General features: G+C 55.2%; 17 protein-coding genes, 1 tRNA gene and 2 rRNA genes (1 of these 20 only partly in view). 3 read left to right on the top strand and 17 right to left on the bottom strand.

Annotated elements, in window-relative coordinates; all coding sequences use genetic code 11:
• Positions 1-543: 543 nt before the first annotated feature.
• Together trhO and ACSYTG_RS09905 are read left to right on the top strand one after the other, a co-directional pair.
• Positions 544-1,605 carry an oxygen-dependent tRNA uridine(34) hydroxylase TrhO gene (gene trhO / locus ACSYTG_RS09900; RefSeq protein ID WP_233129212.1) on the top strand — a complete coding sequence of 354 codons (1,062 nt, stop codon included), beginning with the start codon at positions 544-546 and terminating at the stop codon, positions 1,603-1,605.
• A gap of 142 nt (positions 1,606-1,747) precedes the next feature.
• Positions 1,748-2,275 (top strand): hypothetical protein, encoded by a 528-nt coding sequence (locus ACSYTG_RS09905; RefSeq protein ID WP_165926217.1) that lies wholly within the window; start codon positions 1,748-1,750, stop codon positions 2,273-2,275.
• Between the two features lie 86 nt (positions 2,276-2,361).
• Here the strand turns inward: ACSYTG_RS09905 and ACSYTG_RS09910 are convergent, their stop codons facing one another.
• From ACSYTG_RS09910 to ACSYTG_RS09950, 9 genes are all read right to left on the bottom strand, one after another.
• Complete coding sequence (locus ACSYTG_RS09910; protein WP_095350258.1) at positions 2,362-2,751, bottom strand: tautomerase family protein; 390 nt, start codon at positions 2,749-2,751, stop codon at positions 2,362-2,364.
• Positions 2,752-2,963: 212 nt separating this feature from the next.
• Positions 2,964-4,760, bottom strand: a complete 1,797-nt coding sequence (atzF, locus tag ACSYTG_RS09915) for an allophanate hydrolase (protein WP_489783839.1) — start codon at positions 4,758-4,760, stop codon at positions 2,964-2,966.
• Positions 4,761-4,804: 44 nt separating this feature from the next.
• Positions 4,805-8,344, bottom strand: a complete 3,540-nt coding sequence (locus tag ACSYTG_RS09920; protein WP_489783840.1) for a 5-oxoprolinase/urea amidolyase family protein — start codon at positions 8,342-8,344, stop codon at positions 4,805-4,807.
• A gap of 18 nt (positions 8,345-8,362) precedes the next feature.
• Positions 8,363-9,007, bottom strand: a complete 645-nt coding sequence (locus ACSYTG_RS09925; protein WP_086647348.1) for an urea amidolyase associated protein UAAP2 — start codon at positions 9,005-9,007, stop codon at positions 8,363-8,365.
• Positions 9,008-9,023: 16 nt separating this feature from the next.
• Positions 9,024-9,827: an urea amidolyase associated protein UAAP1 gene (locus ACSYTG_RS09930; protein ID WP_278741671.1), complete on the bottom strand. Its 804-nt coding sequence runs from the start codon at positions 9,825-9,827 to the stop codon at positions 9,024-9,026.
• Positions 9,828-9,866: 39 nt separating this feature from the next.
• Positions 9,867-10,337, bottom strand: a complete 471-nt coding sequence (gene nikR, locus ACSYTG_RS09935) for a nickel-responsive transcriptional regulator NikR (RefSeq protein WP_086647346.1) — start codon at positions 10,335-10,337, stop codon at positions 9,867-9,869.
• 11 nt (positions 10,338-10,348) lie between these two features.
• A complete protein-coding gene (locus ACSYTG_RS09940; RefSeq protein WP_489783841.1) occupies positions 10,349-11,269 on the bottom strand; it encodes an ABC transporter ATP-binding protein in 921 nt (306 codons plus the stop codon).
• Positions 11,269-12,231 carry an ABC transporter permease gene (locus ACSYTG_RS09945; RefSeq protein ID WP_086647344.1) on the bottom strand — a complete coding sequence of 321 codons (963 nt, stop codon included), beginning with the start codon at positions 12,229-12,231 and terminating at the stop codon, positions 11,269-11,271. Before ACSYTG_RS09945 ends, ACSYTG_RS09940 begins: the two co-directional genes overlap by 1 nt.
• Before the next feature lie 22 nt (positions 12,232-12,253).
• Entirely contained in the window at positions 12,254-13,237 is a 984-nt protein-coding gene (locus ACSYTG_RS09950; RefSeq protein ID WP_489783842.1) for an ABC transporter substrate-binding protein, read from the bottom strand.
• Between the two features lie 435 nt (positions 13,238-13,672).
• Here ACSYTG_RS09950 and ACSYTG_RS09955 point away from each other — a divergent pair, with 435 nt between their 5' ends.
• Complete coding sequence (locus tag ACSYTG_RS09955; RefSeq protein ID WP_489783843.1) at positions 13,673-15,775, top strand: S46 family peptidase; 2,103 nt, start codon at positions 13,673-13,675, stop codon at positions 15,773-15,775.
• A 109-nt stretch (positions 15,776-15,884) separates the two neighbouring features.
• On the opposite strand, the gene ACSYTG_RS09960 is transcribed toward ACSYTG_RS09955, so the two are convergent.
• The 8 genes from ACSYTG_RS09960 to ACSYTG_RS09995 all read right to left on the bottom strand — a co-directional run.
• The gene (locus ACSYTG_RS09960) at positions 15,885-16,631 is read right to left on the bottom strand and encodes an SDR family oxidoreductase (protein WP_253531026.1); all 747 of its coding nucleotides are present in this window, start codon (positions 16,629-16,631) and stop codon (positions 15,885-15,887) included.
• Between the two features lie 17 nt (positions 16,632-16,648).
• Positions 16,649-17,431, bottom strand: a complete 783-nt coding sequence (locus tag ACSYTG_RS09965) for a class I SAM-dependent methyltransferase (protein WP_489783844.1) — start codon at positions 17,429-17,431, stop codon at positions 16,649-16,651.
• 106 nt (positions 17,432-17,537) lie between these two features.
• Positions 17,538-18,449 (bottom strand): LysR family transcriptional regulator, encoded by a 912-nt coding sequence (locus ACSYTG_RS09970; RefSeq protein WP_489783845.1) that lies wholly within the window; start codon positions 18,447-18,449, stop codon positions 17,538-17,540.
• Positions 18,450-18,530: 81 nt separating this feature from the next.
• Positions 18,531-19,397, bottom strand: coding sequence for an aminotransferase class IV (locus tag ACSYTG_RS09975; protein WP_489783846.1), 867 nt, complete (start codon positions 19,395-19,397; stop codon positions 18,531-18,533).
• A 393-nt stretch (positions 19,398-19,790) separates the two neighbouring features.
• The gene (locus tag ACSYTG_RS09980) at positions 19,791-20,678 is read right to left on the bottom strand and encodes a LysR family transcriptional regulator (RefSeq protein ID WP_489783847.1); all 888 of its coding nucleotides are present in this window, start codon (positions 20,676-20,678) and stop codon (positions 19,791-19,793) included.
• Positions 20,679-20,872: 194 nt separating this feature from the next.
• Positions 20,873-20,949, bottom strand: a tRNA-Met gene (locus ACSYTG_RS09985).
• Between the two features lie 54 nt (positions 20,950-21,003).
• Positions 21,004-21,119 (bottom strand): 5S ribosomal RNA (gene rrf, locus ACSYTG_RS09990).
• A 112-nt stretch (positions 21,120-21,231) separates the two neighbouring features.
• Positions 21,232-21,600, bottom strand: a 23S ribosomal RNA gene (locus tag ACSYTG_RS09995); it runs 2,372 nt beyond the window's last position.

Here is a 21,600-nt window from a genome sequence, read left to right on the forward strand (position 1 = left end):
GCGAGTGCCACAAAACAAAAAAGCCGAACTTATAGAAGTCTTTTTCATAAGCACACATCCTTCATGGGCCATGCGTATCCAGGCATGCCAGAGGTGAACAAAAGCCAGAATCCGCACCTTCCGCTCCCCCGGAATGGAACAGAACAGAGAGTGCAAACCGCGCGATGCTGCTGCCTTTCCTTAACAAAAACATCTATTCCCGTTATGAAAAACGGTTAGAGATGAATGGAATAAACTACTCGTTACATTTCCAGAATAAGGACAGGGTTTGGACGCTGTCAACATCATTCCGCATCCGTTATATATTGAATCATGCCTGATAACGGCATATTCCTCTTTATTGGTTCAGTACTACAAAAAAGATAGATTTGGGCATCTGCCCGCCCCTTGTTGGTAGGCAAAACAGGCCCGGTTAAAAACACTTGTCGGGTAGGGAAGTGGGCAGCTAAAGCAGGAGCCTGCCTGTCAGGCGATCTGCTGCATTCCACCAGCAGAATGTACTGGCAGGGCCGGACCGCCTTACATGCCTGCAAGGAACATACCGTGACCGCCAGTTCTGTCCCGCCTGTTACCAACACCCCCGCTGATCTGCCCATCTGTGTGGCGGCTCTTTATCGCTTTACAGGGTTTAAAGACCCGGCGGGCCTGCGCGGCCCACTGTTGCAGGCGTGCGAGACAAACGGCGTAAAAGGTATTCTGCTACTGGCGGGGGAAGGCATTAACGGCACCATAGCGGGCAGCGATGCAGGCATAGAGGCCGTTCTGGCCCATATTCGCCAGTTGCCCGGCTGTGCGGATATTGTGGTCAAGTTCTCCCGCGCGCCATCCATGCCCTTCCTGCGCATGAAGGTCCGCCTGAAAAAAGAAATTGTCACCATGGGAATAGAAGGGACCGACCCCAACCACATTGTTGGTACCTATGTTGCCCCCAAGGACTGGAACGCCCTGCTCCAGCACCCGGACACCATTCTGATCGACACCCGCAATGATTACGAAGTGGCCGTTGGTACATTCGAAGGTGCGGTGGACCCCAAAATAAAGACGTTCCGGGAATTCCCCGAATGGTTCCGCCAGAAGCGCGAGCAGCTGGAGGCACAGGGCCGCAAACCCCGCGTTGCCATGTTCTGCACAGGGGGTATTCGCTGCGAAAAATCCACCGCTTTTGCCAAGGCGGAAGGGCTGGAGGACGTTTATCACCTTGAAGGTGGTATTCTCAAATATCTGGAAACCATTCCGCAGGAAGAAAGCCTGTGGCGTGGCGAATGCTTTGTGTTCGACCAGCGCGTGACCGTAGGGCACGGCCTGAAACCCGGCAATCTGGAACTATGCCACGCCTGCCGCGCCCCCCTCTCTCCTCAGGACAAAGCCTCTGCTCAGTATGAGGCAGGCGTGAGCTGCCCGCATTGCCATGGCACGCAAAGTGCTCACAACCGCGCCCGCCATGCCGAGCGTGAACGCCAGACCCGGCTGGCGGCCGAGAGGGGAGAAACCCATCTGGGCATGAACATGGCACAGGAGCGTGCACGCAAGCGCAGGCTGCGTGAGGAGGAACTCGAACGCCAGCAGACCCTACGCCAGAAAGTTCTGGACCGCCTGCGCGATTAAATGCGGGGGCAAACGCCCACACACCGCCAAACACGGTAAATGAGTAAGCAAAGGGGCTAGCCAACCAGTTAGCCCCTGATCTATATCAGGCGCGCGGAAGCAGCTTCCATTATACAAGCGGCACGCATTGCCGGGGACATGGATGAACATACATTGTGCATGGTGCGAGCGGGAGATGCTCAACACTGCCCATGCCCCTTACTGTTGCGCACGCTGTGAGAAAAAAGCCAACAGGGCGCTGGCCGCCATTAGCGTGCCCCCCACCCCACAACAGCGGGAAACACGTATAATCCGCAGTTGTCTGGTCAGTCTGGTTGCGGTCATTACCGTTACACTCGGCCTGCGTATTCTGGCGGGCTCCCCACCTCCGCCTGACAATATTATTATGGCGCAATCAGCCCCCTCCCCCCAAATGGACCGCAATGCCGCCTCCTACAAGGCAGGGCAGACTGCGCGCAGGCAGTGGAACCGCTGGCTGGGCGGCCAGCATGGGGAGCGCCGCAAGGGAGCCATTTACTGGCTAAACGCTGTAGCGGGCCAGCATGCCCGGCAATGTGACGGCACAGTGGAATTTGCACTTGGCTGTTTTGACGCACACCGGCACATGGACAGGATTGAACCGCAATTTGCCATCAGCCCGACATTCCGCTCCGGGTGGGACAACCCCTAGGACCTACGCGGGCCGGGGCACTCCTCGCAATGACGGTGTAAACTGGCGTGCCCCCATAGGTGAGTACGCGCCAGCAGGGCTTGGGCTTACAGTTCGCCCGTTACAAACTGGGCGCGACCCAGTCCAAAGCTCCAGTGCTCATCTGCATTCTGCACAATGGACACCACAAGGTCCGATGGAGCCAGACCACAGCGTTCATGCAGCCGTTCGGCCAGCAGCTTGTAAAAAGCTGTTATCTGCTCCTTGGAGCGTGGGCGCGAGGTAATCTGCAACAGCACGACCTGATCAGTCCGGGGGATACCCAGCCCGGTATCTTCAATGACCATATGATCCCGCTCATGCTCGGTGACAATCTGATAGCGGTCGCGCGCGGGCACCTTGAATGCTTCCAGCATGGCCTCATGCGCCGTATCCAGCAATGCACGAATGGCTTCAGGCTTCCGCCCTTTGATGACATGGAAATGAAGAAGCGGCATGTGATACCCCTGCGTTGACTTGACTGATTATAAAACGAATTTTCCAGCCAATGGTTTCAGGCACGTTCAGGCACACACAACACCATGCCCTTGCCTTGCTGCCCAATCAACTCATAGGGACCGGCTTTGCAAGCAACGGCATTTGCAGCATGCAAAACCATGCATGCCGCAAAATCCTTTAATTTTTAAAACAGTTTCCTAAAAAATAGAGGTTAGAGTTTTGCGTAACGCCACCCGCCACTGGCGGTAATCTCCTTACCGCTCCGTGCAACAGCCTCGCTGCACAAAAAACCACAGACCTCGCTCCCATCTGCCAGCGATATTTTACCAATAGCCATAGGTTGCGGCAGGCCGGCAACAAAGCGGCCAAAACCTGCCGCATCCAGCTCGTAAACCTCAACTTCCAGACCAGGACCAACAAAACCTTTTTCCCGCACCAGGCCGGGCTTGGGGGGAGAGGCATCCGGCAGTGCAAAAAGGCGGTAGTCAGGTGCCGTACGGGTTGTGGCACGCAGAATTGCGTGTTCCTTCTCCAGTTGCCAATGGAGCGGAAAACCTTTGAGATGTGCACCAACAACAGCCAGCAGCACATTACCCGGTGCTGGCACAGGAGCATTGTCCACCAGTGGCAGAACCGCATTGCGGAACACCCCGCTGGTATTATGCGCCGCCGCATGGAAGCGCCCGGCAAGGGCTGCAAGGTCATGGTCGCTAAAAGCCGGGCCAATAAAGGTTACCCCAAATGGCAGGCCATCCGGCCCAAACCCGGCAGGTACGGCACAGGCGGCCATATCCAGCAGATTAACAAAATTGGTGTAGGTTCCAAGCATGCTGTTGGCAGCAACTGGTTGCGCAATAACCTCCTCCCGGCTGACAAGCCGCGGAGCGGTGGGGAGCAGCATGACATCAAAATCCGCCCACATCCGGTCCACCACCTGTTTAAGCAGGTGCTGGCGGTAAATCCCTTTAAACACATCGGTTGCGGAATAGCGGGTCGCGCCGTCCATGATGGCGCCAACCGTTGGGTCCATATCTGCACGATGTGCGTGATAGAAGTCCGCAATGGCAGTCAGGCGCTCCACAACAAACGGACCACTATAGAGCAGCTCGGCTGTTTCTTTTAACGGTGCAAAATCCAGTTCGACCGCAGTCCCCCCCAGTTCCACAAGCTGGCGGATGGCACGGTCATAGAGTGCTGCATTGGCAGTGCAGCCATCAAAAAAACGATCTTTCTGCCGTAGAACACCAAAGCGGAACGTATCCGCCGCCAACCTGCGTGGCACCATGGCGCGTGAGTACGGCGCATGGGCATCCGGCGCCATGGCAAGCTGCTCAACCCGCCACGCATCTGCTGCTGAAGCAGCAAAGACGGAAATACAGTCCAGAGACTCACACGCAGGCACAAGACCTGTCGTGCTGAGCACCCCACGGGAGGGTTTAAGCCCTACAATGTTGTTAAACGCCGCAGGCACACGCCCTGAGCCCGCCGTGTCGGTCCCCAATGCGAATGACACCAGCCCCGCAGCAACCGCCACGGCAGATCCGGAACTTGAACCACCGGACACATGCTTCGCACTGAACACGCAATGAGGCTGCCCATAGGGGGAGCGCATGCCAACCAGCCCTGTTGCAAACTGGTCCAGATTGGTCTTGCCAATAACAATAGCCCCTGCGGCTTCCAGCCGGCGGACCACTTCGGCACTTTCCGTGGCGTCATAAGCAAAGGCCGGGCAGGCTGCGGTTGTTGGCAGGCCAGCCACATCAATATTGTCTTTAACCGCAAAGGGCACGCCATAAAGCGGCAGGTCCGCGACCGGTTGTTTTTCCAGCTCTGCTGCTCTGGCCTGCAGGCGCTCGGCAGGCACAAGGTTGATCCACACCGCCGCATCCACGGAAGCATAGGCATGCACACGCGCGAGAACCTCCCTGACAATATCTGTCGGGGTAAGCGCCCCGTTCCGGCAGGCAGTCAGGAGGTAGTCAATCTGCAACATATCAGGAAATGTCATAATGTTTGTCCTTGCCTACAGGCTCTGGCGTGTGTGGGTGGGGGTTAGTCCGTGCAGACCACCATAATCCGCTCACCTCCACGCACCTCGCGGCCTTTGCGGCACAGAATGTCCTTCACCACACCGGTTGCAGGGGAGATGATCTTCATTTCCGTTTTCATGGATTCAATAATCGCAACGGCATCACCTGCCTTTACGTGATCCCCCACAGCAACCCTGAGCTGCCACACACTGCCCGGCACAGGGCTGTCCACGCCCATATACCCTTCGGGCAGAATGGATTCATCGGCCTGCGTGGTGTTTGCTTCCTCCTCAAACGTATCAAGGCCTTTTGCAATCCAGTCCTGACGTTCCGCCTCAAAGGCGGCCTGCTGGCGGGCGCAGGCCTGAGCGATTTCGGACTTGTTGGCTTCCAGAAAAGCCCGGTATTCCGACAGGCTGAACTGTGTTTCCTCAATCCTGACGGAAAAACGACCGTAGGGGAAAGCAGCCCGCGCCTCCATCAACTCATCATGCGAGACGGGGTAGAAGCGTATCTGGTCAAAAAACCGCAGGAGCCACGGTGTATTTTCATGGAATACATCTGTTGTGCGCCATGTATTCCAGACCTGGGTCGTGCGGCCAAAAAGCTGGTAGCCCCCCGGCCCTTCCATACCGTAAATGCACATGTAACTGCCGCCAATACCCACAACATTATCCGGGGTCCATGTGCGTGCAGGGTTATATTTGGTTGTGACCAGCCTGTGCCGCGGGTCAATGGGGGTGGCCACGGGTGCCCCCAGATACACGTCCCCCAACCCCATAACGAGGTAGGACGCGTTGAAAATGATCTCCTTGACCGCGTCTATGGAAGCAAGACCATTAATCCGGCGGATAAACTCGATATTGGACGGGCACCACGGCGCATTGGGGCGCACCAGTTCCTGATACCGCTGCATGGCCAGCCGGGCCTGCTCGTCATCCCACGAAACGGGGAGGTACACGATGCGGCTGGGCACAACAATATCATCCTCGCCCGAGGGCAGGGCCTGTTCAATACCATGCAGCCGTTCCAGCAATACCGGCAGGGGGAGCACCTGCGGATTGTAATGGACCTGAAGCGAACGAATACCCGGAGTAAGGTCCACAATCCCTTCTACTGCTGCGGCCCTGAGCCGCTCCAGCACAAGCTGCACACGCAGGCGCAGGGCAATATCCAGTTCCGGCGGGCCAAATTCGAGCAGAAGGTAACAATCCCCCGCACGGCGGTACACAACCGGGATTTCCCCTTCCGAGCGGAACAGGATGGGGCTATCCCCCGCAATAGGTTCAGGCAGGAAGGATACACTGACCGGCTTGGGCTGTATGCGCTGGAAACGCACCTTGTCCCCCGGATGCAGTTGCCCCATTTTCCACAGTTCATCACTGGTCAGCACCGCGGGGCACACAAAACCGCCCAGACTTGGCCCATCCGGCCCAAGCAGGATGGGCATATCCCCGGTAAAGTCGATGGCCCCAATGGCATATGCGTTATCGTGAATGTTGGAAGGATGCAGCCCGGCTTCCCCCCCATCTGTTCTGGCCCAGCGTGGTTTGGGGCCGATCAGGCGTACACCGGTGCGTGCGCTGTTGAAGTGTACTTCGTATTCACTGGAAAACAGGGTTTCGATATCTTCATCCAGGAAGAAATCAGGCGCACCATGGGGGCCGTACATGACCCCGAGGGTCCATGTACGGGTCAGCTCAGGCCGGTCCTGTGGGGCAATGGCCACTGGGGCCGCCGCGTTGGTCGCAGGTTTGGCCAAGCGCAGCACATCCCCCGTGCGGAGCTGCCCGGTTGCATGCCCGCCAAACTGGCCCAGCATGAACGTGGCACTGGACCCAAGGTACAATGGGGCATCAATCCCCCCACGCACGGCAAGATATGTGCGATGCCCTGCCCCCTTGATCTGCCCCAGAGCCAGAACCTGCCCCGCCTGCACCGTAACCGGCTCCCAGTAAGGCACCTCCACGCCATCCAGCGTAGCGGGCATGAATGCGCCAGACAGGCCGATAACAGCGTCCGTGTTAAACCGCAGCACCGGGCCAGTAGCCGTAAACTCCAGTGCTGGCACACCCTGCGCATTCCCCACAATCTGGTTGGCCAGACGGAAGTTCCGGTCGTCCATAGGGCCACTGGGGGGGACCCCCACATCCCAGTACCCCACGCGGCCCGGCCAGTCCTGCACTGTGGACTGAAGGCCCGGTGCAATCACTTCCACCGTAGCGGGTATATAGGCAAAACTGTTGAGCAGCCCAGTAAAAACACTCCCCGCGCGCACGGCATTATCCGCCGTAACTGCGCGCAGATAATCCAGATTACTTTCCAGACCGCTGATCCGGGTTGTGGTCAGTGCTGCATGCAGGTTGGCAAAAGCCTCTTCCCGCGTGGCACCTCGGGCAATAATTTTGGCCAGCATCGGGTCATAGTACGGGGTGACCTCGGTCCCGGTTTCTATCCAGCCATCCACGCGCACACCCGGTGCAAAGCTGACCTCGGTCAGCCGCCCGGTGGAGGGGCGAAAGTTCTCTGCTGCGTTCTCGGCATAAATCCGCGCTTCTACAGCAGCCCCTTTGGGCACCAGACTTTCCTGCGCTGGCAGAACCAGAGTGCCATCGGCCTGCCTGATCATCCACTCGACCAGATCAATCCCGAAAATTTCTTCCGTAACGCAGTGTTCAACCTGAAGCCTTGTGTTGACTTCAAGGAAATAGAACTCGCCACTTTCCGTATCGTAAATAAACTCCACCGTGCCAGCGGACTCATACGCAACCGCCGCACACAAGGCCCGTGCTGCGTTCCGCAGGCCCACGCGCGTTGCTTCGGACAGGCCCGGGGCTGGGGTTTCCTCTATCACTTTCTGGTTGCGGCGCTGGAGGGAGCAATCGCGCTCACCTAGTGTGAGAATGTTCCCGCGGCCATCCCCAAAAATCTGCACTTCCACATGCCGCGCGCAGGCAATGAATTTTTCCAAAAACACCCGCGCATCGCCAAAATTGTTCCCCCCCATGCGCGACACAGCAGCAAAGCAGTCGCGCAGTTCGGCCTCGTTATGGCAGATCTGCATGCCAATGCCGCCACCACCCGCCGTGCTTTTGAGCATGACCGGGTACCCAATGCCAGCGGCGGCCTCCAGTGCCTCTTCCACACTGTTCAGAATATCCGTGCCCGGCAGGAGCGGCACATTGTTCTGTTTAGCCAGATCACGCGCGGTGTGTTTAAGGCCAAAAGCCCGCATATGCTCGGGCCGTGGCCCCATAAAGCGTATGCCCTGGGCTGCCAGTTTTTCCGCAAATTCGGCCCGTTCGCTCAAAAAGCCGTAACCGGGGTGGACTGCCTGCGCACCTGTGGTGGCGCATGCCTGCAAAATGGCATCCATGTTCAGGTAGCTGTCGCTTACTGCGGCAGGCCCGATCAGAATGGATTCATCGGCCTCCAGCACCGGTGGCGTAAACCGGTCTGCCTCGGAACACACAGCAACGGAGGCAATTCCCATCCGTTTGAGTGTCCGGCCGACACGGCGTACGATTTCTCCGCGGTTGGCAATAAGAACCTTTGTGAACATGGCAGGCAGTCCGAACGGTCAGATGGAAACAGGGTCGCCGATAACGACGCGGATGGGGGTCGGCACAAAACCGTTGCAGGGGTTGTTAACCTGCGGACAGTTGGAAATAACCACAAGCGTGTCCATTTCCGCGCGCAGGTCCACATACCCGCCGGGGTCGGACAGGCCATCATCAATCACCAGTTCACCATTTTGCAGGACTGGCACATTCATGAAAAAATTGACGTTATTGACAATGTCGCGCTTGCTCATGCCGTATTTTTCAACTTCGAGCAGGAAATTTTCTCGGCACGAATGCATGTACTTGGTCTCATGCCCAAAACGCACCGTATTGGATTCACAGCTACAGGCCCCGGCCAACGTGTCGTGGCGTCCGCAGGTATCATCCACCACGGTCATGAGCACATTGCCTTCGTTGGAATACAGCCCAGTCCCCTTGCCAATATAGGCCGAACCCTGATTGAGCAGCGTATCCTGCGCACTGTAGCGCTCATGGTAGGCATGGGCATTGTAAAAAAGGGCATCCACAGCCTGCTGGCTTTTCAGGTCAATAATCCGGATAACCTGCCCTTTGCGCACCAGACCCGACCACGGAGTACGCGCGGCCACATGCTGATCAAGAACAATATTGGAAAAAATCTTGCTGAGATCATGTTCTGACATAAATCTGGCTCCCTGATCAGGCAAAGAGAATATCTGTGTTATCAAACCCGCGCCGTGCTTCTTCGCTGAACGTCCGGCACAGATCATCCGCCGCCGGGGCCGGAGCCTGCCAGCGCACGGCCTCAACAGGAGCCGGTGCAAAACTGGCATCCGGCGCCAGAGGGTGCGGACAGTTCGAGACGGCAACAAGCAGGTTCATTTCTGCCCGCAGGTCCACATGCGCGCCGGGGTGCACATCGCCCTCCACCCATTTGAAGCTACCATCGGCCTGCGTACTGATATGGGAGAAAAACGTAATGCAGGAGGCAACATCATGCTGCGCCATGCCGTATTTTCCCGCAGTCAGGCGCAGGTTGTTGCGGGTATTGCGCAAACCGGCAGACCCAAAGTTGCGCTGGTTGCTCTGCGGTGTGCTCCCGCCAACCAGCGTATCGCTAAACCCGCAGCTATCGCCAATAACGGATGCCAGCACGCGGCCCATATCAGAGAACAGAACACGCCCTGTGGTCAGGCAGGTGGTCCATTGCAGCTTCATGGTATCGCCCGCATTGTAGCGTTCGCTCAGGTCATCCGCATTCCACAACATGACCGACACACCATTGTTGCCGGATGTGTTGATCAGGCGCAGTGCCTGCCCACGCGGCACAAATGTGCTCCAGTACCACCCGCCGGGTATGGTTTCGCGGTGCAGAACACTGGCTTCGGTCATTTCAATCGGGGTTGCAGCAGGGCGTACCGTATTTTCGGACTGGAGCGCCTGATCCCGGAGCTGGTTGTAGCGGGCCCGGTACCAATCTGGGGTTTGCTGGTCTATTTGCATGAAAATCTCCTGTATTCAGGCAAGAATGGCAATGCGCGTTCAGGACGCTTCCATATCAAGTGTAAGTTCCCGCCCTTTTTCATGAACGGGGGGAATCAGGGAGGCAATCAGGTGCAGGCGCCCGGAAATAACACCGGGCTGCGTGATAAACTGGTCTGCTATATCCTGCAGTTTTTTAACCTTACCCTGAACAAGCAGCACTTCCAGTGTCTGCCTGCGAATGAGGTTGACGTGCAGTGAACTGATAACCTCTGCAAGGTTTTCATATTGCAGCTCTGCAAGTTTCTGTTGCAGGTTTGTGGCGGCATTATTGTAAAAAAGAATAATCACGCCGGCCATCAGCTCATCGCCGTTTTCCTGCCGGCACGCCATAAGCTCCTGATGCAGAATGTTCTGGATCGCCTGGGAGCGGCTGGCATAACCTTTTTCCGCCACCATGGCATCAAGCTCATGCAGAAGGCTTGGCGACAGGGAAATACTGACGCGGCTGATCTGTTCCTTGCTACTCATGCTTGTATTCCCTACTCGACCTGGTCTGTTACAAGGGTGAGAAGCGGCAGATCAATTGTTACCTCCTCCTCCTCCATGTCATCCGATGTGCCAAAGGAGCGGATAAGCCCCTCCAGGTGCGCCTTTGTTGCCAGAAACTCGGCCGATGTCATCTGTTCCGCACGGCGGGGGCGGGAGAGCGGTACTTCAATCACTTCCTCCACCTGCCCGGGGTGGGGTTTAAGCACCAGAATACGGTCAGCCAGATAAATGGCCTCGTCCAGATCATGCGTGATAAAGACTATGGTAATGTCGATCTTGCGCCAGATCTCCATCAGATAGTTCTGCATTTTTGTGCGTGTCTGGGCATCCAGCGCGCTAAAGGATTCATCCATCAGCAGCACACGGGGGGATGCAGCAAGGGCACGCGCAATGGCAACACGCTGCTGCATTCCACCAGAAAGCTGATGCGGATACGCGGTCGCAAACTGTTCCAGCCCGATCATCTGGAGCCACTGCATGGCCTGACGCTGGGCTTCCAGCCGGTCCACGCCCCCCATCTCAATCCCAAACATGACGTTGCGGCAGACATCCAGCCAAGGGAACAACGTGTATTTCTGAAAGACCATACCCCGGTCGGACCCAGGACCACGGACCGGCTTGCCATCCATGAGAATACGCCCTTCAGTGGCATCCTCCAGCCCGGCGAGAATACGGATCAGGGTGGATTTGCCACACCCTGAAGGCCCAACCACACACACCAGTTCGCGCCGGTGCACACCAAATTCTATGGAATCCAGAGCTACGGTCCGGTTACGCTTTTGTGTAAAAACCTTGGTAACACGGTCAATTTCCAGAACATAGTCGCGCTTTTTGATCTGCTCCATACGTGCGGCCACATCTGGCGGCAGAATACGATAATCAGGGAGCGTATGCTCTACATGGTCAACCATCAGCCATTCTCCCTTTTCCACGTAAACAGTTTGCGGCCAACAACGCCAAGGACCATATCCGTGCCCAGCCCGACAATGCCGATCAGCGCCATGGCGGCAAAAACATTGTCAAAATGCTGGTAGCGGGCCTGCTGTGTAATAAACCAGGTAATCCCCGACGATGTGCCAATCAGTTCTGCCACAATCAGGTAAGTCCAGGCCCAGCCAAGCAGAATACGCTGGTCCCTGTACAGGTCGGGCAGAATACCCGGAATAACCACCCGAAAAAGCAGCCGCAGACCTTTTGCACCCAAAGTGCGGGATGCCTCCACCAGAGAAAAATCGAGTTTGCGCGTGGTATTGGCAATAACAAGTATTTGCTGGAACAGGGTCCCTATAACAATAATGGCAATCTTGGGGGCATCATAAATACCCAGAATGGCCACTGCGAGCGCTCCAAAAGCCGGAGCCGGCAGGTAGCGGAAAAAATCGACCGAGGGTTCAACAAGCCGCGCAACAGCCGGAATGGAGCCGCACATAATGCCCAGAGGCACCCCCATGATGGAAGAAATAACAAACCCCCAGAAGATAATACGAATACTGTGTGCAAAAGCCTGCGTAATGGAATGTTCAGCCCCAACAGGGGCAGAAGACGTAAAAGCATGCACAAACGCGCTCAGCACATCCCCCGGAGATGGCAGGTAAACGGGGTTACTTGGAATACCCTGCGGAACAGGCTGGTGCTGCTCCTGCATTTCCGTAACCGCACGGGCAAAATCCGCGCGGTTCATCCGCATCCCCGTTTCCAGATACTCCTCCCCCCCGGGGTCGGTAATCAGAACCTGAGGATGCCAGACAAAAGGCAGATAACTAACCGCGCTCCAGAGGAGCAAAGGCAGGAGCACCGCCAGAATACCGAATATATTCCGCAACATCCGGTCTGTCCGGCCGTATAGCCTCCATGAGGCAAGGAAGCCCTGCATAATGTGCTCCTGCCTTTTGCCGTTACTTAACAGATGCCGTAAAGGACGGATCAATATAGCTGTCAATGTTCTGGGGTGATTTGTAAACACCCTGCTGAACATTAAAAGCATCCGAAACTTCGGTTGATCCGTACAAAGAGCCAAGCCCTTCCTTTTTTACAAAAATGCCTTTTCCATCAGCAAGGCTTAGCAGATGCGTGCCCTTGAGGAAGCGCTTGTAAGCCTCCGGTGTCACACCCGTGCGTGCCGCCATAATGCGCAGGGCATCCGGCTGTGTTTTGGGGTCCTGAATATAGGTAACAACACGGTCCCACACCCCAACCAGACGCTGCCACTGGTCATGATTGTCGTGCAGGGACTGCGGATCGACTGCAATGGTATCGTAAATCAGGCCCGGCACTTCATGCGAAGTAAACACCGGCCGCGCTCCGGGCACCGCGTGCAACGCCTGACCGGAGTTAGGCTGCCATGCTGCAATGGCCGCAACCTGCCCCGAGGCCAGAACCTGAGGTGTTTCGTTCGTTTTTGTGTTCACGAGCTTGACGTCTTTTTCGCTCATGCCCGATTTTTCCAGCCCCTTGAGCAAAAGCAGGTGGTCCACCAGCCCTTCTTCCACCGCAACGGATTTACCCTTGAGGCCCTGCATGTCCTTAATACCGGGCTGCGCCACGACCATATCATTCCCATCGGAATAATCGGTCACAAGGATCATTTCCCCCTTGTGGCCATTGGCCCCGGTTACCAGCGCATCCCCATTGGTTGCCATAACGGCATCCAGCTTATGCGCGGCAAACGCGTCGAGCGAAGCACTGTAGTCAAACCACTGGAAGTCGGCATCAACCTGCGCCTCCTTCAACCAGCCTTTATCAATGGCAACCTGCCACGCAACCCAGCCCGGCCAGTCACTATAGCCAATCTTCAACGACGCAGCAGACGCCGAGGAAAGAGAGACCGCGGCACAAACACTGGCAAGCAGGCCTTTGCGAAAAAGCGATGAGAAGCGCATGGGGGAGGACTCCAGTAATACGAATTGCAAAAACCGTATTACTGATACTCACCACAAACGCTCATTCGTTGCAATCAAAAAATGTTCTCATATCAGAACCAATTCAGGGCCGCTTCAAAATTGGTGCGGCTGCAACATTTTACCCTGACTCTCCTTTTCTGGTGCCAGTACCAGCCCATGTTACGGCCATATCCGCGGCCTCTCGCAGCGGAGCACGGGGGTAGCCTGCATCCAAGGACGCCCGTTATCCACACTCCTACGTATCTACCGCAAAACCATTGCTCTTTTTATGGGAGAAGCAGGTTTTTAAAACAGTGGCGGCCCCGGCCATTTACGGGTTCTTCCGCCAAAGAAGACACGCATTTTCTTTGGAAAACAAAGCTGCTACACAAGAACCATAAAGGTTACAGTATAACAATTGGAGACCCATCCGCCATGAAACGCTTTTTTGGCAAACACCTTTCCCGGACAGCGTTTCTGGCCCTTGTCTCCACGGCACTTGCCGGGCCAAACACCGGGCGGGCGGAAGAAGGCATGTGGACCTTTGACCACCTGCCGATTGCGGCCATGCAGTCCGCCTACCATTTTACGCCAACGCCGGAATGGATCAGGCACGTCATCCAGTCCTCTGCCCGGCTGGCGGAAGGATGTTCCGCCTCGTTCGTATCTGCTGATGGGCTGGTGATGACAAACCACCATTGCGCCAATTCCTGCCTTGCGGCCCTCTCGGACAAAGCGCACGATTACTTCCGGGATGGTTTTTATACCAAATCCCTCGCAGAAGAGCGGCAATGCCCAGGCATGGAATTGGACCGGCTGGATTCCATCTCGGATGTTTCCACCCAGGTCGAGGCGGAAACCAAAGGCAAGAATGCCAGCGCTTACTCTGCCGCCATGCAGGCTATTGAAAGCCGCCTGACAAAAGACTGCCTGCAAGGCGATGCCGCACATTGGCGGTGCGATATGGTATCACTTTACCATGGTGGGCAAACCGCTCTCTACCGGTATCGCCGTTATCAGGATGTGCGCATTGTCATGGCGCCCGAACAGGGCATTGCATTTTTTGGTGGCGACCCGGATAACTTCAGTTATCCCCGTTACGATATTGATCTCTCCATGCTCCGTGTTTACGAAAACGGCAAGCCTGTTCACACGCCTTACCTTCAGTTCGACATCAACGGCCCAAGCGAGCACGAACTTGTCTTTACATCCGGCAATCCGGGCCGGACGGAACGTGGCTTGCCAGCAGCGGCACTCGCCTTCCAGCGCGATGTTATCAACCCCACAGTCATCGCTCTGCTCAGCGTGCGCGAAGGGATGTTGTGGCAATATGCGCGCGAAAGTGCCGAACATGAAAAACAGGCTGAAGATGAACTCTTTAGTGTGCAAAACAGCCTGAAATCCTATTCCGGCACACAATCAGCCCTACGTACAAGCGACATTGTAGAACGCCGCACAAAGGAAGATGCGGCACTACAGGCATGGATTGATGCCGACCCCGCGCGCAGGCAGGAGTTTGGAACACCATTTGCAACGATCAACAAAGCCATTGCCACCCAGCGCAAGTTATTCACACAGAATATTGCCCTGCGCATGGCACTGGACGGGCTAGCCGGTGAGGCCATGACACTGGTGAACGGTGCCGCCGAACGCAGCAAACCCGATGCCAAACGCAATGCGGGGTATCATGACGCACAACTCGGCGAGATCGAGGCCGCACTGGGTGCAAAAACCCCTGTTTACCCCGAATTGGAAACCACATCTCTCGCCCTGAGCCTGACAACACTGCGCCAGCTTATGGGTGCGGATGACCCGCTGGTGCAGATGACACTGGGGCATGAGAGCCCGGACGCTCTTGCCGCCCGGCTTGTGCATGCAACAAAGCTGGCTGACCCTGCTGTGCGTCTTGCACTCTGGAAAGGCGGGCAAGATGCCATCAACGCATCATCCGACCCGATGATCGTCTTTGCACGCCGCCTTCACCCGTCTCTGGTCACCCTGCGCGATCTCATGCGCGATGAGGTTTCCGCTCCCCTGCACAAAGCCGAAGGAGCAATTGCCCGCGCTCGTTTTGCACAGGCAAAAGCGGAAGGGCGGCTTGATGCATTGTATCCGGATGCAACATTCTCACCCCGCTTATCCTACGGCACGGTGCGAGGTTGGACACAGAACGGCAAGACCATTCCCGCCTTTACCGATTTTGCAGGCATGTACCGCCACACTACTGGCAGCGCACCGTTCAACCTGCCCCAACGGTGGCTGGATGCAAAAGGCAGACTGAACCTCTCCACACATCTGGATTTTGTTTCCACGAACGACATTGTCGGCGGCAACTCCGGCTCGCCAGTGCTGAACAGGGAAGGCCATGCCGTTGGATTGATTTTTGATGGCAATCTACCCAGCCTTGCAGGTGATCTGTATTACGACATCACCTCCAACCGCGCTGTTTCAACCGACACCAGCGCGATCATTGCCGCCCTTCGGCATGTGTATGATGAGCAGACACTGGCAGATGAACTGACCAAGGGGCACAGATAAAACTGCTTTTATTATCAGCACCTTTAAAATCCTGAACATAGAAAAAGCCATGAAGCGGTCTGCTCCATGGCTTTTTTCCAATGCAGGGCGGTGAATAAACCGTTCTACTTCAGATCCGCTGTTGGGTAGGGCGGAAGAGAATTTCGTTAATATCCACATCTTCAGGCTGGCTGATCGCAAACGCCACACACCGGGCAAACGAACTGGCACTAATGGCAATGCCCGGCACAAAGCTCTGGAGCTGTTCGGCAGTTGCCTTATCATGAACGCCATTAAGCAGTTCCGACTGAACAGCCCCGGGCGAAATAACCGTTGTACGCATGTTGTAGGGCTTCACTTCCGCCCGCAATCCTTCGGAAAGCGCACGCACGGCAAATTTTGTGGCAGAATAAACGGCACTGCTTTCCAGCACATGATGCCCTGCAACAGAAGAGACGTTAATAATATGCCCGCTCTTCTGTGCCTTCATGTGCGGAAGGGCTGCGGCAATGCCGTACAGAACACCTTTGATATTCACATCAATCATCAGGTCCCATTCATCCACACGCAGTTTTTCAAGTGGAGAGAGCGGCATAACCCCTGCATTGTTGAGCAGCACATCAACCCGGCCATAGGTCTTAACCGCCGTATCAACAAGATTCTGCACGGAGGCGCGATCCGTCACATCTGTCTCAATCGCCAGCGCCTTCCCACCTTTGGCGGTAATATCTGCGGCAAGTGCCTTGATCCGCTCCTCACGCCGCGCGCCCAGCACAACTGTTGCCCCTTGCTCGGCCAGATGCCGTGCAGCTTCCGCCCCCAGACCACTGCTGGCACCGGTGATAACAATGATCTTGTTGGCAATGGTGTTTGTCATGATCAGTCTCCGTAGTGTTAACGGTCAATTTTCTCGAACTTGAGGACAAAATTATCGCCTTCGCCGATCGCAGCATATTTGGCGCGGTCCTTGTCCCCCAAAGCGAAGGTGGGCGGCAATGTCCACACCCCTTTGGGCCAGTTGGCCGTATCACGCGGATTAGCGTTGATTTCCGACGTGCCAACCAGCCTGAACCCGGCTTTTTCAATTAGCGAGATCGCATATGCCTGACGGACATACCCGTCCTCCGCGCGCGGGTCCTGCGGGGTATTCGTGTGGCCTCTGTGATCTTCAACCCCCAAAATTCCACCGGGTTTTAACACCCGGTGAATGGCGGCAAGCATCTGCTCCACATTCCCGGCTTCCATCCAGTTGTGCAGGTTACGGAATGTCAGAACAAAGTCGGCACTTTCGGGCGGGGCAAAATCAAGATGTTCGCCATCAAACTGCGTTGTTCTGAATGTTCCCTTAAGTTCGGGGTGTACAGCCTGCATTTTAGTGAAAGCTGACCCGGCCCCATCTTCCGGCCCCAGCGCCAGAGTGTAGCGCCCCTTGTCGTGCAGATACGGACCAAGGATTTGCGTCCAGTACCCACCACCGGGCCAGATTTCAATCACGCTGGCATCCGGGCGCAAACCAAAAAACTGCAATTCTTCCACAGGATGGCGGATAGGGTCACGCGCCACAAACCGCGCATCCCGCGTGGCAGAATGAACCACCTGCTCCAGCGTGGGCGCGGCAAGGGCCTGCCCCGTTACGAACATGGAAACCGCACATACAATAGGATAAACCGCTTTCATGGTGTTGGTTCGCCTGTTTTATCTGCCAAACTGACTGATGCTTTACTTAGGTCTTCCCAGCGCGTCTGATTAGCCCCCTATTATCACTGATGGTCTTCCATTTTGCTCATGAATGCCCAGAAGTGCTGGCTTTATGCCGCATCTCTTCAACAAAAAGTGAAAAAGGCATGGTGTTCTGGTGATGATGCGGGAAGCAGAGATGGTAGCCTGTCCAGTAGGGGCACCAGTCTTCCAGCACTTGTACCAGATGGCCTTCGGCAATGTATTTTTCCGCAACCATTTCAGGCATATGTGCAAGCCCCAATCCATCCAGACAGGCATCCCGCACGGGAAAAATGCTGTTGAATATAAGGGGGCCATCAACACGCACCCGAATATCCCGACCGTTTTTTTCAAACTCCCAGGCATAAATCCCACCATATGTTGGCAGGCGCATTGTAATGCATTGATGTTTTAGCAGGTCATGCGGCACTTTGGGTTTAGGGTTCTTCCTGAAATAGGATTTTGTACCCACAACCACAAAACGGATATCTGGTGTTAGCGGCACCGAGGTCATTTCTTTTGTAACCTGTTCCCCCAGCCTGATCCCGGCATCAAAACGCTCGGCCACAATATCCACAAGCTTGAGATCTGCATTAATCTCGATTTTGACATCGGGGTATTTTTTCAGGAATTGTTCAATTTTTGGCCGCAGAACATAGGCAATAATATCATCCGTTGCCGTAATACGGATCATACCGCTCGGTTGATCACGCAACTCGCCCAGAGAAGCAATCTGGGTTTCGATCTGGTCAAAATGCGGGCCAAGATTGCGGATAAGGTATTCACCTGCGTTCGTGGGGGTCACGTTACGTGTTGTCCGTGTCAGTAACCGCAGGCCAAGACGCTCCTCCAGCAATCGGACCGTATGGCTCAGGGCCGACTGCGAGACCCCAAGTTTTGCAGCCGCCCGCGTAAAGCTCTTCTCCCGCGCCACAGCAAGAAACGAGACCAAGTCATTCAGATTCTCGCGTGACATATATGAGCCCTCTTCATCAACATGCTCATATTATTTTATGCACATCTCGCTTTTTCGTCGAGATGCGCTGTTTTCTAGACTTCACATATCTGCGCAGGCGCTACCTTCACCAGCAATATAAGCACAATACAAGCGCTGAAGCCTGCGTGTAACCAGTCCTGCCTTGCCATCCGCAATCATACGACCATCAACACTCAGAACCGGCGCGACCAGATAAGTAGCGCTGGTCACAAAACATTCTGCAGCAGTCGCAAGTTCAGCCCGCTGGATCGGACGTTCATCAATTAAAAAACCCGCCCCTTGTGCCAGTTCCAGAATACGCTCACGCGTACACCCCGCCAGCAACAGGTTAGACAAAGGCCGGGTCACAAGAGTGCCATGCCCGTCCACCAGAAACACATTTGACGATGCCCCCTCGGTAATGCCCAGTGCATCATAAAACAGGGTATCAGATACACCGTTGACCAGTGCGTTGCGCTTAGCCATCACTTGGGGCAGCAGCATGGTTGTTTTAATATTCCGGTGCAACCAGCGGATGTCTTCCTGCAACTGGACATGAATACCCTCCCTGAACGCAAGGTGTTGTTCAAAGTCCGACGCCTGCGCAAGCATCATCAGCGTCGACCGTCCTTCAGGACAGGCCGTGAAATTCCGAGGGGACACACCCGATGTTACCTGAAGGTAAACCAGACCCGTACGAACATCATTTTTTTGCAACAGCTCTTTCATGATGTTGTGCAGTTCCGCCCTTTCAGGCGGTGCGGCAATTCCACATGCTGCCAAAGAACGATCCAGACGCGCAAGATGCGCTGGCGCATCCACAAAATTTCCGTTTACAGCAATACAGACTTCATAAACACCTTCCCCGAATGTGAAGCCACGATCAAAGGGAGAAATGCGCGCATCCTCGGCACGAACATATGCACCATTAAGAAAAATAATCGACATGTTTTACTTCTTCCAACGCCACGCCATCTCTTCCACGCGGACGGCATGACCGTGAGGGGACGATCCAGCCTCGTCTTACTTTGCTCACGCGGATCAAAGACCACGTTAGACCGTCATGATCTTTGTCAGGAATGTCGGTGCCATGGGCTCGGCCCGCATTTCCCTGCATTACAATACAGCTAGCAGTCATATCCTCAGCCAGAACGACCGGCCCACGTATTGAGTCTGTTTCGACCAAACTTTGCACAGCACCTGCAAACAGAGTGAGCACTCAGCTAAGTGTGGCAGTTTTTACTTTGCACAGCACGCTCGCCCCCCTGCCCCGACAACACTCGCTCCTGAATAGGAGAGCCATAACAACCCGTCCAATGCTGCGTTAGTCTAGGTTATTCCTCATTTGCATAACGCCATTTTCTGAGAAGCCTGCCAGACCTGCTCAATAACGGAGCGCGTATGTTCAGCTTTGCGGTACAGTCTGATTTCCAAGGGAATTTCTTGTCCCATCACAACCATCCTGTTGGCCTCGAGGTCTTTTGCAATCAGACTTCTGGGTAACCATGTACATCCGTGGCCAGCCAAAACCATCTGCCTAAGACCTTCTGCCATGGCATTTTCATTCACGTGTCGAACAGTATCAGCACCATATGGCAACACGGCCTGCGCTTGCGGGCACTGGCAAACCTGACCGAGAAAAGAATTGGAACTGTACATCAGTAAAGGATAGGAGGAGCCTGAGTGCACCTGATGCATAGAATGCCCGACAGGAACCAGAGAATCCTGCCCTAAAACACAGTGGGGGAATTGACTGGGGTGGAGCAACAGTGGAACAGCTTCATGATAAAAAGTCAGGAAAAAATCATAAGAACCATCAACTATAGCGGCCATGCAGTTATGAAAATCATCGGCCAATAAACGACTGCCACACATCCCAGCAGCTTTTTCCATACAGGAAAGCCATTTGGGAAAAAAAGTGACAGATAAAGTATGCAACGCTGCCACAGCGATGCAAGGAAGATCACCCGGAGATGATACCGTCAGTGCTGCGCGACTTTGCAGAAGATTACGCAGAATTTCTTCCGCCGTCTCCCTGAAGCGACGTCCCTCTGGCGTTAAAGTCGTAGGAAAACGGCTGCGATCGAGTAACGGTACCCCCACCCATGTTTCCAGAGCCTGAATGCGACGGCTAAAAGCAGACTGCGTTACATGGCGTTCTTCCGCTGCACGCGAAAAACTCTGCAAACGCGATAACGTTACGAAGTCTTCAAGCCATTTGATATCCATAGATTTCTTTTATGACGAATCCTATTTTTCACAAATGTCTGCCCCCCCCTGCGTCTAGATTTTTTACGGGGCTAGAGGTTTACTCTCCACTGCTGAGACTAGGATGATTTTCCGTTTTCCTGCACGGGGAATTGACCACAAAAAAACCCGCCGTGGTTGGGCGGGTTTGTCGTGTCTTTTCAGACGTTTATGCGTGGTTGCGGGGGCAGGATTTGAACCTGCGGCCTTCAGGTTATGAGCCTGACGAGCTACCGGGCTGCTCCACCCCGCGGTTGAGAGAGTGCTGATTTTGTTTTGGCTTAGTTTTGTGAGGGTAGACTGGAAGACCTGGCGGCGACCGACTTTCCCGCGGCTTAAGCCGCAGTATCATAGGCGCTGGGGGTTTTCACGGCCGAGTTCGGGATGGGATCGGGTGGAACTCTCCCCGCCATGGCCACCAGGTCATCCAGACTACCCTATAAGGGTGTGTGGATGCGGTTGGTGCGTTTTGGTGTTTTGCGTGTGACGTGGTTATGGATGATTTCTGTGCACGGGCTATCCGTAAGGATAGTGTGAGAGTGAGCCTATTGGGTGATTAGGACCAGTTAGCTGCACGTGTTACCACGCTTTCACATCTGGCCTATTAACGTGGTGGTCTACCACGACCCTCAGGGAGATCTAGTTTTGAGGTGGGTTTCCCGCTTAGATGCTTTCAGCGGTTATCCCGTCCATACTTAGCTACCCGGCTGTGCCGCTGGCGCGACAACCGGTGCACCAGAGGTATGTTCATCCCGGTCCTCTCGTACTAGGGACAAATCCTCTCAAATCTCCAACATCCACGGCAGATAGGGACCGAACTGTCTCACGACGTTCTAAACCCAGCTCACGTACCACTTTAATCGGCGAACAGCCGAACCCTTGGGACCTGCTCCAGCCCCAGGAT

It is taken from the genome of Acetobacter sp. ESL1128 (assembly GCF_058505085.1).

Excerpts from the sequence above, each read along its gene's own strand:
- ACSYTG_RS09910 (WP_095350258.1), bottom strand. The coding sequence starts at position 2,751 with ATGCCGCTTCTTCATTTCCATGTCATCAAAGGGCGGAAGCCTGAAGCC.
- nikR (WP_086647346.1), bottom strand. The coding sequence starts at position 10,337 with ATGAGTAGCAAGGAACAGATCAGCCGCGTCAGTATTTCCCTGTCGCCA.
- ACSYTG_RS09970 (WP_489783845.1), bottom strand. The coding sequence starts at position 18,449 with ATGTCACGCGAGAATCTGAATGACTTGGTCTCGTTTCTTGCTGTGGCG.
- atzF (WP_489783839.1), bottom strand. The coding sequence starts at position 4,760 with ATGACATTTCCTGATATGTTGCAGATTGACTACCTCCTGACTGCCTGC.
- ACSYTG_RS09950 (WP_489783842.1), bottom strand. The coding sequence starts at position 13,237 with ATGCGCTTCTCATCGCTTTTTCGCAAAGGCCTGCTTGCCAGTGTTTGT.
- ACSYTG_RS09975 (WP_489783846.1), bottom strand. The coding sequence starts at position 19,397 with ATGTCGATTATTTTTCTTAATGGTGCATATGTTCGTGCCGAGGATGCG.
- ACSYTG_RS09930 (WP_278741671.1), bottom strand. The coding sequence starts at position 9,827 with ATGCAAATAGACCAGCAAACCCCAGATTGGTACCGGGCCCGCTACAAC.
- ACSYTG_RS09945 (WP_086647344.1), bottom strand. The coding sequence starts at position 12,231 with ATGCAGGGCTTCCTTGCCTCATGGAGGCTATACGGCCGGACAGACCGG.
- ACSYTG_RS09955 (WP_489783843.1), top strand. The coding sequence starts at position 13,673 with ATGAAACGCTTTTTTGGCAAACACCTTTCCCGGACAGCGTTTCTGGCC.
- ACSYTG_RS09905 (WP_165926217.1), top strand. The coding sequence starts at position 1,748 with ATGAACATACATTGTGCATGGTGCGAGCGGGAGATGCTCAACACTGCC.
- ACSYTG_RS09925 (WP_086647348.1), bottom strand. The coding sequence starts at position 9,007 with ATGTCAGAACATGATCTCAGCAAGATTTTTTCCAATATTGTTCTTGAT.
- ACSYTG_RS09980 (WP_489783847.1), bottom strand. The coding sequence starts at position 20,678 with ATGGATATCAAATGGCTTGAAGACTTCGTAACGTTATCGCGTTTGCAG.
- ACSYTG_RS09920 (WP_489783840.1), bottom strand. The coding sequence starts at position 8,344 with ATGTTCACAAAGGTTCTTATTGCCAACCGCGGAGAAATCGTACGCCGT.
- ACSYTG_RS09940 (WP_489783841.1), bottom strand. The coding sequence starts at position 11,269 with ATGGTTGACCATGTAGAGCATACGCTCCCTGATTATCGTATTCTGCCG.
- ACSYTG_RS09965 (WP_489783844.1), bottom strand. The coding sequence starts at position 17,431 with ATGAAAGCGGTTTATCCTATTGTATGTGCGGTTTCCATGTTCGTAACG.
- ACSYTG_RS09960 (WP_253531026.1), bottom strand. The coding sequence starts at position 16,631 with ATGACAAACACCATTGCCAACAAGATCATTGTTATCACCGGTGCCAGC.